Raw genomic sequence first — 15064 nt, 5'->3', positions numbered from 1 at the left:
ATCGCCACTCTTCAATACAATAAGTAACTATCACTTAAACATGGTACTTAACAGCTTTCGAGGTGTAAATATGGTGTAATATTTTGTTTTCTTTTGATATTGTTATAGTATCTATCTTACAAGTTTTTAGCATCAATTTATTTAAAATATCAAAAGTAACTCAAAAAAAAGCTACAAATCTTCAGTTCTTAATTAATATATTACCGCCTTAGCAGTAATACAGTGCTTTTTATGTCTTTTCATTCGTAAAAACTAATGTCTCTACTATAATTTACTGCCATAGCAGTAATAAAATACAATTTTATACATAAAATGCAACTTTACATAATTAAATTGCTTATTTTTACCGCCTAAACAGTATATAATGAATGATTTTGATTTAGGTGCTTTGATAAAAGACCATCGAAAAAAAGCAGGACTTACCCAATTGGAACTAGCTAATCTAGCAGGAGTTGGTAAAACAACTGTTTTTGATATTGAAAAGAATAAAGAAACGATACGATTAAATAATCTATTTGCAGTACTCCAAGTACTCAACATTAAAGTAGAATTCAAAAGTCCATTAACTAAATAATCATGAGACAAGCAATAATATTGGCTCACGGAAAAAGAGCTGGAATTTTAACAGAAATAGCTGCCGACGACTATAATTTTCAGTACGATCAAAATTATGAAGGTGAAGCGGTATCATTAACTATGCCTACAAACCTCAAAAAATATGGCTACAAATCCTTCCCTCCTTTTTTCGAAGGGTTATTGCCTGAAGGTGTCATGTTGGAAGGATTATTGCGGATTGCCAAACTTGACAAAAAAGATTATTTCTCTCAACTAATTGCTACAGGAAATGATTTAGTAGGATCTGTAACAGTTCAATTATTGGAAAATGAATAGATGTCCCATTACATACGAATTATGCGGTACGAATACCTATAGCGAAAAAGGAATGCGTATGATTGCACCTAAATTAACGCACTTAAACGATTTACCTTATACAGCAGTAGAATTACGGCAAGAGGCCGCTAATAGAGCTAAAAAGCTATCGATTCAAGGCGTACAACCAAAGCTTAGTGCATCTGTTTCTATTGTGGATCAAGAATTTAAAATTGTTGATCAATTTGGAACCTATATCATAAAGCCACAAAATGATTTATTTCCACAATTACCAGAAAACGAAGATGTAACCATGCACATGGCAAAAGCATTTGGTTTAGAAGTTCCTTTTCACGGAATGCTTTATGGTAAAGATGGTAGTTTATCCTATTTTATCAAACGTTTTGACCGTTATGGTAAAGGAAAAAAATGGGCTACAGAAGATTTTGCACAATTAACCGGAAATACCAGAGATACAAAATACCGTTTTACAATGGAGAAACTCATTCCGGTACTTGACGAATATTGTTCATTCCCTGCTATTGAAAAAGCTAATTTTTTCAAAAGAATACTTTTTTGTTATCTAACTGGAAATGAAGATATGCACTTGAAAAACTTTTCGTTGATTACTAAAAATGGTAAAACGACCCTCTCACCCATTTATGATTTTCTAAATTCTACTATAGCTATTAAAAATCCAGATGAAGAAATAGCGCTAACCATGAAAGGAAAAAAAAGTAATTTAAAAGCAACAGATTTTATTGACTATTTCGCAAAAGAGAGGTTGCAACTCAATGAAAAAACAATAACTATAATTCTAGAACAAATAAAAAAAGCAACTCCTGTTTGGAAGGAATTGCTTGATATTTCTTTTCTATCTAGTGATATGAAAATAAAATATTTGGAACTATTGGAAACTAGAATAGTTATGTTTGAATAATAACATGTCCGATCTTTCTTTTATGTTATATAATGAACTACCCCGAGGCAGAGCCATCGAGGTATCAAGCGGAAAAAAAACTTATTTTAGTTTTATGAAAACCTTAGGTTTTCAAACTTTCCACTTAACCCCGAGGTAGAACCTCGAGGAATTCTATAGATTAAAGTTAATTAAGTGACACAAAATCTAAACGAGGTATAAATATTGAATTTATAATCTTACAAAGGAAAGAGAAAGAAAATAGTAGATTTTATATATAACTGACATATAGTTATTTGACAACAAATGATATCAAATAAAATGTAGAATTATTTGCCGATACAAAAAGTATTATCTCAACGTCTATAATACTTTCTAATATTTGAGGTACAAATAGGTGCCATTTTTTATAGGAATTATCTGTATTCTTTAGGTAGGTAAAAGAATTCACAAGTGACTATCACGTTACAAATATAACCATTACACCGAACCTAATCACATTTAGACTACTCTACTGCATCAAATATTAAATTTAAAGTAAATCTATATTAAATTCATTCTTGTTTGGTACAAGTGTTATTAAATAATGTAGTCCCACTTGTACTTATCTATAGTATAGTATTAGAGAGCCATGTGAAGTAATACGGGGGTTTTTAGTAATTAATTATTTGTGAAAACAGTAATATGGAGTAATATAGATGTATAAAGGTTTGAGCATCGATTGAATATTATGCTTTTAATTATTATGTTCAGGTACCTCCAGGAGCTTTATATATTGTGTTAATTTGTACTGATATACATTTGAGCGTACTATTTTTACTATTTGATAGAATAATTAGAGAATTCACTTTTTCCTAAATGTTAAGTAATATCTTTATGGTACTTAGTATACAAAATTGTCTATTGAAGACGCAAAAGAATTGAATCAATCTTTTACACTTAGTGAAATCATTGGATTTGATAATTAAGGTTATTATTTAATTTTTTTATTTTCATCAATGTTTTTCCAGACTTTAATAAATCCATTAGTCCTATTTCTTTTTTAGCATCTTTAGTAAGTTTTCTTTTTGCCATTTTAATAATTTCATCAGATACTTTGGCAATACTTCCTGAATCGTAAATTGGATTTGGGTCATATTCAATCATAAGTTGTATAATTTTAGTTTCTACTTCCCCAACAATTTCGTTTGATAAGTATAATGCCATATCTATTCCTGCTGAAACTCCTGCAGAAGTTATATATTTCCCTTGTTTAACTATTCTTTCGTCTTTTGGTGTTACCCCATAATCTTTTAATAACCCTTTTGGTTTCCAATGTGAAGTCGCTTCTTTATTTTTAAGTAATCCTGTTGCCGCTAAAATTAATGAACCTGAGCATACAGATGTTGTCCATCTAGTTGTTTTGTCTATTTTATTAATCCAATTTAAAACCTTTTTATTTTTCATTTCTTTAATAAAAGTAATAGTTGAACCTGGAATTAATAAAATATCAGCACTTTCAATTTCATTAATATCATGTTTTATGCTTAAATGGACAAAACCAGAGTCTGCTTTTATTTCACCTTTATTTTCTGCTACAAAATACACTTTGGCTCCTTCTATATTTCTTAAAACTTCATATGGGCCAATAGCATCAAGCATTGTTATTCCATTATAAACGTAGATTGCTATTTTCATTTTTGTTCAAATTATAGGTTATATTTACCTTCATATTTAATTAAATGTTTATTAATTCACCATCTTCAGGAATTATAACCTTATTTATTAATTTATTATTTGTCAATATTCTTTTTAGTTCTTTTCTAGTTAAGGGACAATGATTTATAGATTCCATATGGTTTGCAATTACCATTCCTGATGAATTTTTTACAAACTTGACAATATCACCTACATTCATAATCAGCAGTTTAAAGATATCAAACTGAGCCGTCCCACAGGCTAAAACGCTAATATCTGGACTATACTCTTTTAAAACTTTATCTACTGAGTCCGTGTAAATAGTATCAGAACTGAGGTAGATAGATTTTTCATTGGGTAATGTTAAGTAAAATCCAATTACATTTCCCATTGGTTTTGCTACAAATCCGTAACCATGTTTGGCAGGAATACCTTCAATGGCTCCTCCTAAAAATTGTTGTTTCTCCCAATATTTTAAAGATTGAACGACGTTTAACCCTCTTTTTTTTAATGCTTTTTCATCCTTTACACTGCATATAATGGGTATATTCTTTTCAATTAAGAAAGCAACACCTTTACTGTCAATATGATCTGGATGTTGATGCGTAATGAGGCAATGTGTTACTTTTTCTAATATCAAATTAGAATTTACGGGAAGAGGAACTGTTGGATTTCTTCTTGCTTTATGTCTGAATAAAGTAAAAGAAGGCATGATTCCTTGGTCACCTAACATTGGATCAATTAAAATGACATCTTTCTCTGTTTCCACAACCATTGTGGCATTTCTTAAATGGTGAATCTTTAGCATTTTTTATGTTTTTATAGTAAATGTTGCTGTTAAACCAACACCGAAATTTCTAGGTAAATTTTGAACACCAAAAATCGATCTCGAATGTTCACCTTTTTCTTCTAAGATATTAACAAATACATCAGATGCTCCATTAACAACTGTAGGAGCATCATCCCAATTTTTAGAAGATTGATAATATGCGTCTATATGATTTAATCCAATTACATTTTCAAAGCTAATCTTAGCATGTATTTGTGCTATTACATTTAAAGCACAAAGTTCCATTGCTTTATAGCCATCTTGAGTACTTAGGTTATTGCCTAATTTTCCTTGATAGAGATAAACTTTATTTTTTATAGGAAATTGAATGGCAACATATGCAATATTTACCCTTATGTTTACGGAAACATAAGAACCTCCCTGAACTGTTAATTCAGGAAGTTCAAGTTTATGTTTCTTAAGATTATCTATTAGATTCATATTTTAATTTTTTAATTGATTCTATTTCAATTGAAAAAAATTATGCACTCCCAAATATCTATTCACAGTAAAACCTTCGGCATATTTAGCGTTGATAGGTCTTCCATAAATACTATTGGTGCTTTGATATTGATCCAATTTCAAATATATTGTTGGGTGTCATATTTACACCTAATTCTAAATTACCTTTTCCAAAAGCCTTTTTGTAGATGATATTTCCATTAACTGCTACTAAAGCTGAAGCATCTGGACCTGAAGTTGGATAATCTTTGCTCAGTAAAAGATAGAATTCTTGTTCAAGGTTCTGAGAATATCCTGAAATTGAGATTATTAATACTAATATTAAAGTTAAATTGTTATTTTTCATTGTATTATCTTTTATATGATTCCTAGTCAGTTTTATTACAAATAATTAGTATTTTTTGTCACTTACTTTACTCGGGTTATTAAAAAAAACATATGCAAAACATAACCCTAAAATGACATAAGAAACCGTTAGAACTATTATAGTTTCTGATCCTATTTGTATTCTTGAGATTATTTTTATCAATGCAATTGCACCTACTCCAAAATGCATTAAATTCCCAATAGCAATAGGTCTATTATAAATTCCACCAATAATAGTTCCTTTTGCCATCCAATTTAAAATTCCAAATCCAAGATAAAATGCACTTAAAAGTTGAAGCAATAATAGCGTAATTGGATTCGATTCAACATTTAGATAGGTCATAATTTCCTCTGGCAAAAATGAGACTACTATTCCTAAAACTCCTAAAAGAACCGCACTTACTGTCATTAATATCTTTGTGTTCATATTTTTTGATTTAATTAGTTTTTTGAAATTACTTGAACCTCAAAAGATTTATTCTAAAGTTAATATTACTCCTTCAGCAATCTTTTTAGCTGTTGTTATATTCCTTAAATCTGTATACAATTTTCGCTTTTTTTAATAGCTCTTAAATTAATAGTATTTGAATTCATTATTATTTTTGTTTTAAAATTATTTATCAAAAGTATATACTATCCTGTCTTTGAATTTGAAATAGATAAGGCATAGTTATGACAGTTATGCTACAACTATCTGACTGCAATAATTCATAACAAAAACCATATACAAGCCGCATAAAATTTGTGACTTTTATTAGTTATTGTTTTCACGTTTAGTAACAATCTCCAATTAAATAATGCCTCAGTTTCTCCAATTTTATTGAAACTATTTTTTGCTACTACTTTGAAAGAAGCAGGATTAGTTTTGCCTGTTGAAGCAACAATTACTTTTATTTCAGATTGAGTCTTAGCCCATTCAATTATTCCACTTACAAATTCTGTCATAAAACCTTTATTCTGCAATTCGTCATAAGCCGTTCTGATAATTATTAATAAGAGCATAAATTAGTTCTTATTCTGAAAATTTTACGTATCTTTATTGTATGAAAACAAAGGTGAAGAAGCGTAAGAACCAAGATGCCCAAGAGGAAACACGGTTGCGTGTGGCCGATTATCTCCGCAAGAAATTGGGCACCCAGAGACAGGCCGCCGAGATTTTCGGTATCACCGAGCGTTCGGTAAACAAGATATGGGCGCGGTACAGGGCCGGCGGCAAGCGCGCGCTGTGCAGCAGGAAACGTGGTGTGCAGGGCGGCATGAAACTCAAGAAGGACCAGGCCCATAAGGTGCGGGAACTTATCAGGGAAAAACTTCCCGAGCAGTTGAAGCTCCCCTTCGGACTTTGGACAAGGGAAGCCGTACAGCAGCTGATATCGCAGAAGTTCGGCGTCGAGCTGTCGCGCTGGCAGGTAGGGCGCTACCTGAAAAAATGGGGGTACACTCCCCAAAAGCCCATAAGAAAGGCGTTCGAGCAAAAGCCGGAAAACGTACGGAAATGGCTGGAGGAAGAATATCCGGCGATAGAAAAAAGGGCAAAGGCAGAAAGAGCGATAATATACTTTGGGGACGAGACGGGCTGCAGGAGCGACCACCAGGCAGGCAAGAGCTATGCCCCTAAAGGAAAAACGCCTATAATAAAGGCAACGGGGAAAAGATACACGGTCAATATGATCTCCGCAATAAGCAACAGGGGGCATCTGCAGTTCATGTTGATGGAGAAGGGCTTCAACAGCGAGGTCTTTAAGATGTTCTTGCTACTGATGATAAAGTATAGCAATAAAAAGATATTTTTCATTACCGATAACCATCCCGCCCACAAGACCATCAAACTTGACCAATGGCTAGAGGAGAACAATGATAAGATCGAAGTATTGTTCATCCCGCCCTATTCCCCGGAACTGAATCCCCAGGAATACGTCAACCAAGATCTGAAGACCAATATTATCGGCAAGAAAAGGGCGATCAACAAGGAACAGCTAAAGGAAAATATCAATGATTTTATGAACAAAAGAAAAAAGGACAAACCACAAGTGAAAAAATATTTTCATCACAGACACGCCAGATATGCTGCCTGACAATCTTATAAGAACTAAATAACCTAACGATTAATAATTATATTTCGGGTTTCACAATTTGCTTTTTCAAATTCTTTTTAGATGAACTTATAAGCAAAAATTCAAGAAAGAAACCGCAAATAAGTATAAGACTAATCTGCTTATTTGTATCACCCAATACTTGATAGCAAACGATAAGTACAATAGCCCAGACAATGCTACTTATGATTTGAATTCGAGTTAAAATTTGAATTAGTTTTTTTGTGTTTTCCATTTTATTAAATTGTTTCATTATTTCTAATTATTTTTTATTTCTAAAATTTGTCGAATCATTTGATTTGTAAATCCCCATTCATTGTCATACCATGCCATGACTTTTAGTAAGTCACCATCCACAACTTTTGTCATTCCAAAATCTACAACCGAAGCATAAGGACTCTTAACGATGTCTGAGGAAACAATTGGCTCTGTTGTAGTATCTAAAACCTTTGCATAACGCGATGTTGAAGCTTCTTCTTCTAAGATTGCATTTACTTCTTCTACAGTAACTTTTCGCTCTGTAACAAAAGTCATATCTGAAATTGATCCTACAGGAATTGGAACACGTATAGCAACACCATCAAATTTCCCAGCATATTGAGGTAAGGCTTTTGTAGTTGCAATAGCTGCACCTGTTGTAGTTGGTACTATATTTACTGATCCAGCACGACCCATTCTAAAGTTCTTTTTTGAAGGCCCATCTACAATACCTTGAGATGCTGTATACGCATGAACTGTGGTCATTATTGCTTTTTTAATTCCGATTCTACGACCCAAGATCTCAACTACCGGACTAATATTATTGGTGGTACAACTTGCGCATGAAAAAACACTGGTATTTCCTTGTTCTGAATTAACACCATGAACCACAGTCGGTACATCAATACTACTTGTTGGTGCGGAAATCACAACAGTTTTTGCACCAGCATGGATATGCTTTTCGGCATTTTCAATGGTTGTAAATAATCCTGTACCTTCAATAACCAAATCAATTTGATTCTCTTTCCAAGGTAATTCTTCAGGATTCCTCATAGATGTATAGTTAATTTTTTTGCCATCAACTACTAAACTATTATCGTCAAATGAAACTGTTTTTTCATAGATTCCATAGACCGAATCATATTTTAGTAAATACGCAATGTTTTCCGCTGAAACAATATCGTTTATAGCTACTAATTCTAATTCTGGTGTCTCTAATATTACTTTTAGGGCAGCTCTACCGATACGTCCCATTCCATTGATTGCTATTTTCATCTTATATGATTTTTAAAATTTGATTTTTTCTTTTAGTACTTTAATTTCTTCTTCTAATGAGGTAATATATTCTTGTTGAGGTAAAAAAGCTTCATTTATTTCATCAACAGTATATCTAGGTGTAATATGTTGAGGACAATTCCAATCGTAGGCTTCAATGTGAAATATCATCATGCGTTCTGGACGGAATTTATAATCATCTAAATCTAGCAATTCGTATAGTTCTGGCTTAACTTTAAGCTCAATGACTTCAGATTTGGCATAAATTTTAAGTCGTGTTCTCGTTGGATAATCTATCATAATAAGTGAAACATTATTATTGGTTACCATATTTCCTACGGAAACATATTGTTTGTTTCCTACAAAATCAATAAAACCTATTCGCTTAGAGTCCAGTACTTTTAAAAATCCCTTTGATCCGCCGCGATGCTGTATATAAGGGAACGCTTTAACACCTATTGAAGCTAAATAAAAACTGTTTTGATTTTTAATAAATGATATTTCATTTTCAGTCAATCCATCAATCACGCTGAATTTCTCCATGCGCTCGTAAGCCTTGCGACTTCCATGTTGTTCCTGCAGTTTTTTTACTGCATCGGTAAATGCTATTTCCGCAAAATTTTTAGCCATGATTTATTATTTATTTATTAAAAAGTTTTCACTGCTACCATTCAAACAATGTTACTTGGATATTTTACTTGTTAATTAATAGATTATATGTTTCAGAAAGTTTGAGACAATCGTTTTCTAATACACCTTCAATTAGTTCTGGTGGTTTTTTCCAACCAGGAATACTATTTGTTTCTAATATTTTGAAGCTCGAGCTTGAACCGCCAACATATTTAGATTTTGTTCCATACACAATGGTTTTAATATGGTGGTGTCTTATTACATAAGAACACATGATACATGGTTCATGAGTTGTGTAAAGAGTGGCGTCGCTTAATGATTGATAGCTGTTGGCAAGGGCATCTTTTATGGCTTCAATCTCAGCATGTTTAGTAACATCATTAAGAGATTTCCCTGCTTCTTTACCAAGTCCAATTATTTGATCATTCTTTACCAGTATTGATCCAACAGGTGGATTACCATCCAACATGGCTTCCTTACCTAAATCAATACACTTTTTCATATGATGAATATGTGTTCTCATGTTAATTTTTATAGTCCTTTATTTTCTTCAACATTTGTAATTGAAGACTTCAAATCTGGATTGAATTCAATCGCTTTCAAATAAGCCTTTTCTGCCATCTTTAAATTTTTGTAATGATTGAATTTTTCAAAATTTAGTTAGTTAGTGTTTGATTTGATAATTAGATTTCTCTTTTTTGTTTACTTATTATGACTTTTTCCAAGCTCGCCCTTGAAAAGCCTCATCTACTGTTGTTTTATACATATGATTAAAATAATTACTCATGGTTTTAACCCCTATGCCAGAAATTACTCCTAAAATGTTTTCTTCAGTATAACCAGCACTTAGAAAATTATTAATATCATCTTCGGAAGGAAGTCCTCTTTTTTCTGTCATCTGTCTAGAAAAGATGCTCAATGCTTTCAGATTTTCATTCGGGACTTCTGAATTACTCCTAATAGCATTTGTCACTTCAACAGGTACTTTACTCCAATTGTCTGCAACAAAACTGTGCGCAGCCATACAATAATCACAGTCATTTTCATAAGCCACAGAAAGGAAAATAACTTCTTGCTCTCTAGATGAAAATCCTGAATTTGCTCTAAATGAATTGTATGCATAAAAATAACCCTCTAATAAAGCTGTGTTATTTGCCATACCTGCATACATATTGGGAATCATTCCCATTTCATTCTATGCAGTTTTTAGAATTTTACTAGATATTGAATCAGAATTTTCAATTGTTTTTGGCTCTAAAGTCATTGTTTTAATAGTATTCATTTTTTTTATTTATTTGTGCTTAATTGGTTTATGAATTTCCCGTTTTTAATCTCACCTAACAGGATAACTTTTCTACTTCGTTCATAATTCTTGGCAGCAAGTAACATTTGCTCTTTATTATCTCTTCTAATTTTCACACCGGTATTCGAATTTTTATTTCTTATTTCGATGTAAAAACCATTTCGTAATGCTTTTTGCTTTGTTGCTGGACGTCCCATTCTTATTAAAATTTAGGAGTATTAGAAATATTTAACTTCCTAATACTCCATGCTTTTATTTACTTATAATTGCTTTATAATCATACTGGATTAAAAAGATCAAAGGCACTGCATAGGCAAAATGACGTAATAATGTAATTACTGGCATCATCGGTGACATATCTGTACCAGCTATTCCAGCTCCTAATAAAGGAAGCATAAAAAGCCATACTAAGGCGACTGTCTCAGCAGCTACAAAAATTAATGGTCTAATCCATTTTGGACCCCATAGAGAAGGCGCTATCCCTGCAAATAATATGGCGAGTAATATTCCGTTCCCATAATGTCCTATGACTCCATAAGCTAAACCTAATCCCGTTTTTGCTCCTAAAATACCAGGAATGTCCCACCAGTTTCCAGTTATTAATAATCCGACAAGGTCAAATAGAATTGTTCCTAAGAACCCTGCTAGTATTGAGTATTTCCAATTTATTATTTTCATTTTTACTTGTTTTTTATATGATTCTTTTTTAGTGTGATTACCAGCTTGAGTAGTGCTATTAATCTCAATTGTTTGTCACCCAAACTGGCATAAAAAACTACTAATCACACTATTATTTAATATTATTTTTCTTGAGAAACTTAAGAATGTAGTTAGCGATTTCATCTCCTTTTTCTTCAAGAGCAAAATGTCCTGTGTCCAATAAATGAAATTCTAGGTTCTTTAAATCTTTTTTGTAAGGATAAGCACCATCTGCTGGGAAGATATAATCATTCTTTCCCCAAACAATTAATGTTGGTGGTTGATGATCTCTAAAATATTGTTGCCATTCTGGATACAAAGGCACGTTTGTTCTGTAGCTATAGAACATTGCTAATTGAATCTCGTTATTTTCCTCTCTTGTTAAATGCTGTAGATCTATATTCCAGTTATCTGGACTTATTTTTAATGTGTCTTGCACACCATGTGTATATTGCCATTTTAAGCCATCTGGTGAGTGAAAACCTTCTAATGGCTTACCGTTTTCAATTGTATAATCACTCCAATATTTTTTTATTGGAATCCAGAAGTCTTTCAGCCCTTCATCATATGCATTACCATTTTGAATAATCAGCGATTGTACTCTCTCAGGATATTTTGCAGCAATTCTAAAGCCAATTGGAGCACCATAATCCATTAAATAAATACTGTATTTTTCTACTTTCACTTCTTTTAGAAAGCCTTCTACAATATTTGCCATATTATCAAATGAATATTCAAAGTCTTTCATTTTTGGCTGATCACTTCTACCAAATCCAGGATAATCGGGAGCTAAAACATGATACTGAACAGACAAGTCTGTAATTAAATTACGAAACATATGCGATGATGTTGGATATCCATGTAATAATAATATTGTTGGCTTGTTTACATCACCAGCTTCTCGATAAAAAATGTTTAGCCCATTGACAGTTACATTTTTATGAAAGGTTGCTTGTTCTTCTAGATTAACTTCATTTTTATTTAAGTCCACATTTGCCGTATTAAACGAATAAATGGTTAAGGATAATATTGCCATTAAAGCAATTCTAAATACAGATACTTTTAAATTTGTTTTCATAATATTGAATTTATTGATTAATATGTTGATTATACTTCTTGTAATTGTTCTATGTTTTGTGCTTTAGGAAAATCTATTTCAAAACCACCATTGTGATACACGTTATTTGTAATAGTCGTTAGAGCGACTGCACCTAATAATTCTGCAAAAGCAGTCTTCGTATATCCAGTACTAAAAAAGGTATCAATTGCGTCTTGAGAAGGGTGACCTTTTTGGTTTACGACTTCACTAACTAAAGTTACCAATGCATTTAGTTTTGTATCCTCTATTGTATTGTATCTTAATTGAAGTGTTTCTTCTTCAGTAAATCCGTTCATTTTCCCTAATGTTGTATGTGCTGATAAACAGTAAGCGCATTCATTTGCTTGAGATGTTGCTAATGCAATAGCTTCATACTCTTTATTTGTAAACTCACCACTTTTAAGTGTTTCTGTAAACGTTAAAAATCCGCCTAATAATTTATCTGAAGCGCCCATCGTTGCATATAAGTTTGGTACCATACCAATTTTACCTTTTACAGCTTTCAATATGGCTTGTGAGTTCTCGTTTGCTTCTTCTAATGATAATGGTTTTAATGTGTTCATTCTATTTTGTTTTAATAATTTTAGATAAGACGATCTTATCTGTTTCTTCTTTTACTATTCCAAACATAACTCTTTGTGTTTTTAGTTTTACTCGAAATTTGATTGCTATTTAATGTTCTCATTTTATTTTGTTTTTATGATTAATACTTAAATTTTTCTTTCAGGTTCTTTTATTTAAACGACCTTAATACTACGTATATCTTATTTGTAATAAGCTCCTAATAATTTGTCAGTTATGCCCATTGCAGCCTAAAGGCTAGGAGCCATAACTATTTTTCTTTTACGGTATTAAATTGCTTGTGAATTTTCGTTTGGTTCTTCTATTTTAAAAGGATTAGTAATAAAATCCCAGTTAATAATGGTAGTGTTAAGAATAAACCTATTAATCCTAATGCTACTTTTGTATTGTCACTTAGTTTCATTTTTAATTTAATTTGTGCCATAATTGACGGGTTATACTTACTTTTATTTATTTAGTAATTAATACTTTCTCAGTATATGTTTCTTTTTAGAGGAGATAGTTTCTTAATCTCTTACTTTATGTTTCATTTACAGATTATCAATTTTTATTTTACACTTCATATTTTAAGTTATGTTTTCGATCTATTTGAATTTTCTTTGGGATTCCTTTATTTCAATATCATTCGCACTCATATCTCTGATCTTCATTAAACCATCAACATCGAACTCCCAATGCTCATTTCCATGAGTTCTCATCCATTTACCATTTTTTGCATTTTGCCATTCATATTCAAAGCGTACTGAAATTCTGTTTTCAGTAAATGACCATAAATATTTTTTCAGTTTGTAATGCAACTCATTTTTCCATTTATCCGATAAAAATTCGGCTATTGCTTTTCTTCCTTTAAAGAATAAATCTCTATTTCGCCAGATAGAATCAATGGAATAAGCCATAGATACTTTTTCTGAGTCTTTACTATTCCATGCGTCTTCTGCGGCCTGCACTTTTAGTTTTGCTGTTTCCATTGTAAATGGTGGCACTAATTTTTTCATTATTTTATATTTATTATTTGTTTATTCAAATGTTTGTCGAACAAAATCACTAAAACATACAGACAAGTCTGTTTTTATTTGTGATAACTAATTTGTTTGTTCTATTATTTATTAAGCTAATAGCTTAACGCAAGCCCTTTTCGCTGATTTAATTGGCCATTCATCTTTTTGAATCTGTGATAAAATAATAGCACCTTCAATAAGAATTAATACTTCATCTCCTAACTCTTCCGCCTGCACTCCGTCATAATCACTTTCTTTTTTAAGGAGGCTATGTATCCAATTTCTAACATCATTTTTATGGTAACTTGCTTGCTCTCTAATTTTTTCATGCCCATCTGGTAAGTCTGTAATAATATTTTGCCAGCCACATCCTCTAAAATTAACTTCATTGAGCCATTCTATCAAATAATCGAAACAGCCAATTACTTTTCCCTTTGATGTGTTTTGAATAGAAACACAATCGTTTAATTTTCCCATCCACATTGAATGTCTTGCAATCAAATATGCTACAGCAATATCCTCCTTCGATCTAAAGTGCTGATACATACTTGCTTTAGCTACTCCAGCTTCCGATATAATTTGATTTATACCTGTTTGATTGTAGCCTTGATTATAAAATAATTCCGAAGCTGTTGCTATAATCCGTTCTTTAACTCCTAATTTTTTCATAGGTCAAATATATAAACATTTTATAATTAACAGACAGGTCTGTATGTTTTTAACATTTATTTAACATTTTTAGATTATAAAATGAACTGAATTTTAATTAAATCTTAAAATTAGTTTGAGCATATATTTGAGCTGTCAAAACACTTCTCTTATCAACCCATTGTTTTACAATACGTTAAAAAGATTTAAGGTGGTCCATCACAGACTTCTCTGGATATAGTACATTCGTAGACAATAAATTTAATGAAGAAATTTGAGTTTTGGATAAGCTACTGAAATTTCTTTCGAAATATTATCTATTTTAATAAAATATACGAGACTGAAACCACCCCAAACAGTAAACTAACAATAAATACCACAACCACCCAATTAGGATAAATCTTTGCTTCCTTCAATTTACTATCAATACGATCTTCTATCCGTTCCATTTTATATAAATGTGATGCCATTTTTTGTTGATGTGATTCAGTCATTATCCTATATTCTTTCAAATCCATCTTGATTTTGGTGTCTTTTAATTGAGTATTGATTTGCTCCAGTTTTTCTAAGCCATTTTTAAAGTCGTTAATTTCATTGACCATCAATGCCGATAATTCTTCAAGTTTTGTCATGAT

Annotated in this window: 21 protein-coding genes; 4 read left to right on the top strand and 17 right to left on the bottom strand. The window is 31.7% G+C overall.

What is annotated here, in order from left to right; translation table 11 throughout:
- Positions 1-364: 364 nt before the first annotated feature.
- Genes FAF07_RS08415 through FAF07_RS08405 form a run of 3 tightly spaced genes read left to right on the top strand, consistent with a single transcriptional unit; the run spans position 365 to position 1810 of the window.
- Positions 365-574: a type II toxin-antitoxin system Y4mF family antitoxin gene (locus tag FAF07_RS08415; protein ID WP_142784678.1), complete on the top strand. Its 210-nt coding sequence runs from the start codon at positions 365-367 to the stop codon at positions 572-574.
- 2 nt (positions 575-576) lie between these two features.
- Positions 577-891, top strand: coding sequence for a HipA N-terminal domain-containing protein (locus tag FAF07_RS08410; protein WP_142784677.1), 315 nt, complete (start codon positions 577-579; stop codon positions 889-891).
- Positions 884-1810: a HipA domain-containing protein gene (locus tag FAF07_RS08405; RefSeq protein ID WP_142784676.1), complete on the top strand. Its 927-nt coding sequence runs from the start codon at positions 884-886 to the stop codon at positions 1808-1810. Before FAF07_RS08410 ends, FAF07_RS08405 begins: the two co-directional genes overlap by 8 nt.
- A gap of 927 nt (positions 1811-2737) precedes the next feature.
- Here FAF07_RS08405 and FAF07_RS08400 read toward each other — a convergent pair.
- The 6 genes from FAF07_RS08400 to FAF07_RS08375 all read right to left on the bottom strand — a co-directional run bounded on the left by FAF07_RS08400 (position 2738) and on the right by FAF07_RS08375 (position 6125).
- Positions 2738-3466 (bottom strand): DJ-1/PfpI family protein, encoded by a 729-nt coding sequence (locus tag FAF07_RS08400; protein WP_142784675.1) that lies wholly within the window; start codon positions 3464-3466, stop codon positions 2738-2740.
- A 40-nt stretch (positions 3467-3506) separates the two neighbouring features.
- The gene (locus tag FAF07_RS08395) at positions 3507-4274 is read right to left on the bottom strand and encodes an MBL fold metallo-hydrolase (RefSeq protein ID WP_142784674.1); all 768 of its coding nucleotides are present in this window, start codon (positions 4272-4274) and stop codon (positions 3507-3509) included.
- A 3-nt stretch (positions 4275-4277) separates the two neighbouring features.
- Positions 4278-4736, bottom strand: coding sequence for a RidA family protein (locus FAF07_RS08390; RefSeq protein WP_142784673.1), 459 nt, complete (start codon positions 4734-4736; stop codon positions 4278-4280).
- A gap of 112 nt (positions 4737-4848) precedes the next feature.
- On the bottom strand, positions 4849-5103 hold the full coding sequence (locus tag FAF07_RS08385; protein ID WP_142784672.1) for a serine hydrolase: 255 nt from the start codon (positions 5101-5103) through the stop codon (positions 4849-4851).
- A gap of 45 nt (positions 5104-5148) precedes the next feature.
- The gene (locus tag FAF07_RS08380) at positions 5149-5550 is read right to left on the bottom strand and encodes a hypothetical protein (protein WP_142784671.1); all 402 of its coding nucleotides are present in this window, start codon (positions 5548-5550) and stop codon (positions 5149-5151) included.
- Between the two features lie 281 nt (positions 5551-5831).
- Positions 5832-6125 carry a GNAT family N-acetyltransferase gene (locus tag FAF07_RS08375; protein ID WP_142784670.1) on the bottom strand — a complete coding sequence of 98 codons (294 nt, stop codon included), beginning with the start codon at positions 6123-6125 and terminating at the stop codon, positions 5832-5834.
- A 41-nt stretch (positions 6126-6166) separates the two neighbouring features.
- On the opposite strand from FAF07_RS08375, the gene FAF07_RS08370 reads away from it, so the two are divergent.
- Positions 6167-7198 carry an IS630 family transposase gene (locus tag FAF07_RS08370; RefSeq protein WP_142784028.1) on the top strand — a complete coding sequence of 344 codons (1032 nt, stop codon included), beginning with the start codon at positions 6167-6169 and terminating at the stop codon, positions 7196-7198.
- A gap of 276 nt (positions 7199-7474) precedes the next feature.
- Here the strand turns inward: FAF07_RS08370 and gap are convergent, their stop codons facing one another.
- The 11 genes from gap to FAF07_RS08310 form a co-directional block, all read right to left on the bottom strand.
- Positions 7475-8470: a type I glyceraldehyde-3-phosphate dehydrogenase gene (gap, locus tag FAF07_RS08360; protein WP_142784669.1), complete on the bottom strand. Its 996-nt coding sequence runs from the start codon at positions 8468-8470 to the stop codon at positions 7475-7477.
- A gap of 12 nt (positions 8471-8482) precedes the next feature.
- Positions 8483-9100, bottom strand: coding sequence for a pyridoxamine 5'-phosphate oxidase family protein (locus tag FAF07_RS08355; protein ID WP_142784668.1), 618 nt, complete (start codon positions 9098-9100; stop codon positions 8483-8485).
- Between the two features lie 64 nt (positions 9101-9164).
- Positions 9165-9623: a nucleoside deaminase gene (locus FAF07_RS08350; protein WP_142784667.1), complete on the bottom strand. Its 459-nt coding sequence runs from the start codon at positions 9621-9623 to the stop codon at positions 9165-9167.
- 186 nt (positions 9624-9809) lie between these two features.
- Positions 9810-10283 carry a carboxymuconolactone decarboxylase family protein gene (locus tag FAF07_RS08345; RefSeq protein ID WP_221930776.1) on the bottom strand — a complete coding sequence of 158 codons (474 nt, stop codon included), beginning with the start codon at positions 10281-10283 and terminating at the stop codon, positions 9810-9812.
- 104 nt (positions 10284-10387) lie between these two features.
- Positions 10388-10600, bottom strand: coding sequence for a hypothetical protein (locus tag FAF07_RS08340; protein WP_142784666.1), 213 nt, complete (start codon positions 10598-10600; stop codon positions 10388-10390).
- Between the two features lie 55 nt (positions 10601-10655).
- Complete coding sequence (locus FAF07_RS08335) at positions 10656-11081, bottom strand: DUF2938 domain-containing protein (protein ID WP_142784665.1); 426 nt, start codon at positions 11079-11081, stop codon at positions 10656-10658.
- Between the two features lie 112 nt (positions 11082-11193).
- Entirely contained in the window at positions 11194-12180 is a 987-nt protein-coding gene (locus tag FAF07_RS08330) for an alpha/beta fold hydrolase (RefSeq protein ID WP_142784664.1), read from the bottom strand.
- 29 nt (positions 12181-12209) lie between these two features.
- The gene (locus tag FAF07_RS08325) at positions 12210-12764 is read right to left on the bottom strand and encodes a carboxymuconolactone decarboxylase family protein (RefSeq protein WP_142784663.1); all 555 of its coding nucleotides are present in this window, start codon (positions 12762-12764) and stop codon (positions 12210-12212) included.
- Positions 12765-13367: 603 nt separating this feature from the next.
- On the bottom strand, positions 13368-13778 hold the full coding sequence (locus FAF07_RS08320; RefSeq protein ID WP_142784662.1) for a nuclear transport factor 2 family protein: 411 nt from the start codon (positions 13776-13778) through the stop codon (positions 13368-13370).
- A 111-nt stretch (positions 13779-13889) separates the two neighbouring features.
- Positions 13890-14450, bottom strand: coding sequence for a TetR/AcrR family transcriptional regulator (locus FAF07_RS08315; RefSeq protein ID WP_142784661.1), 561 nt, complete (start codon positions 14448-14450; stop codon positions 13890-13892).
- A 296-nt stretch (positions 14451-14746) separates the two neighbouring features.
- Positions 14747-15061: a DUF6730 family protein gene (locus tag FAF07_RS08310; RefSeq protein ID WP_142784660.1), complete on the bottom strand. Its 315-nt coding sequence runs from the start codon at positions 15059-15061 to the stop codon at positions 14747-14749.
- Between the last annotated feature and the right edge of the window lie 3 nt (positions 15062-15064).

The organism is Changchengzhania lutea (assembly GCF_006974145.1).
GTDB lineage: Bacteria > Bacteroidota > Bacteroidia > Flavobacteriales > Flavobacteriaceae > Changchengzhania > Changchengzhania lutea.
The sequence above is the reverse complement of the archived record's forward strand: the minus strand, read 5'-3'. Positions and strand labels throughout refer to the sequence as shown.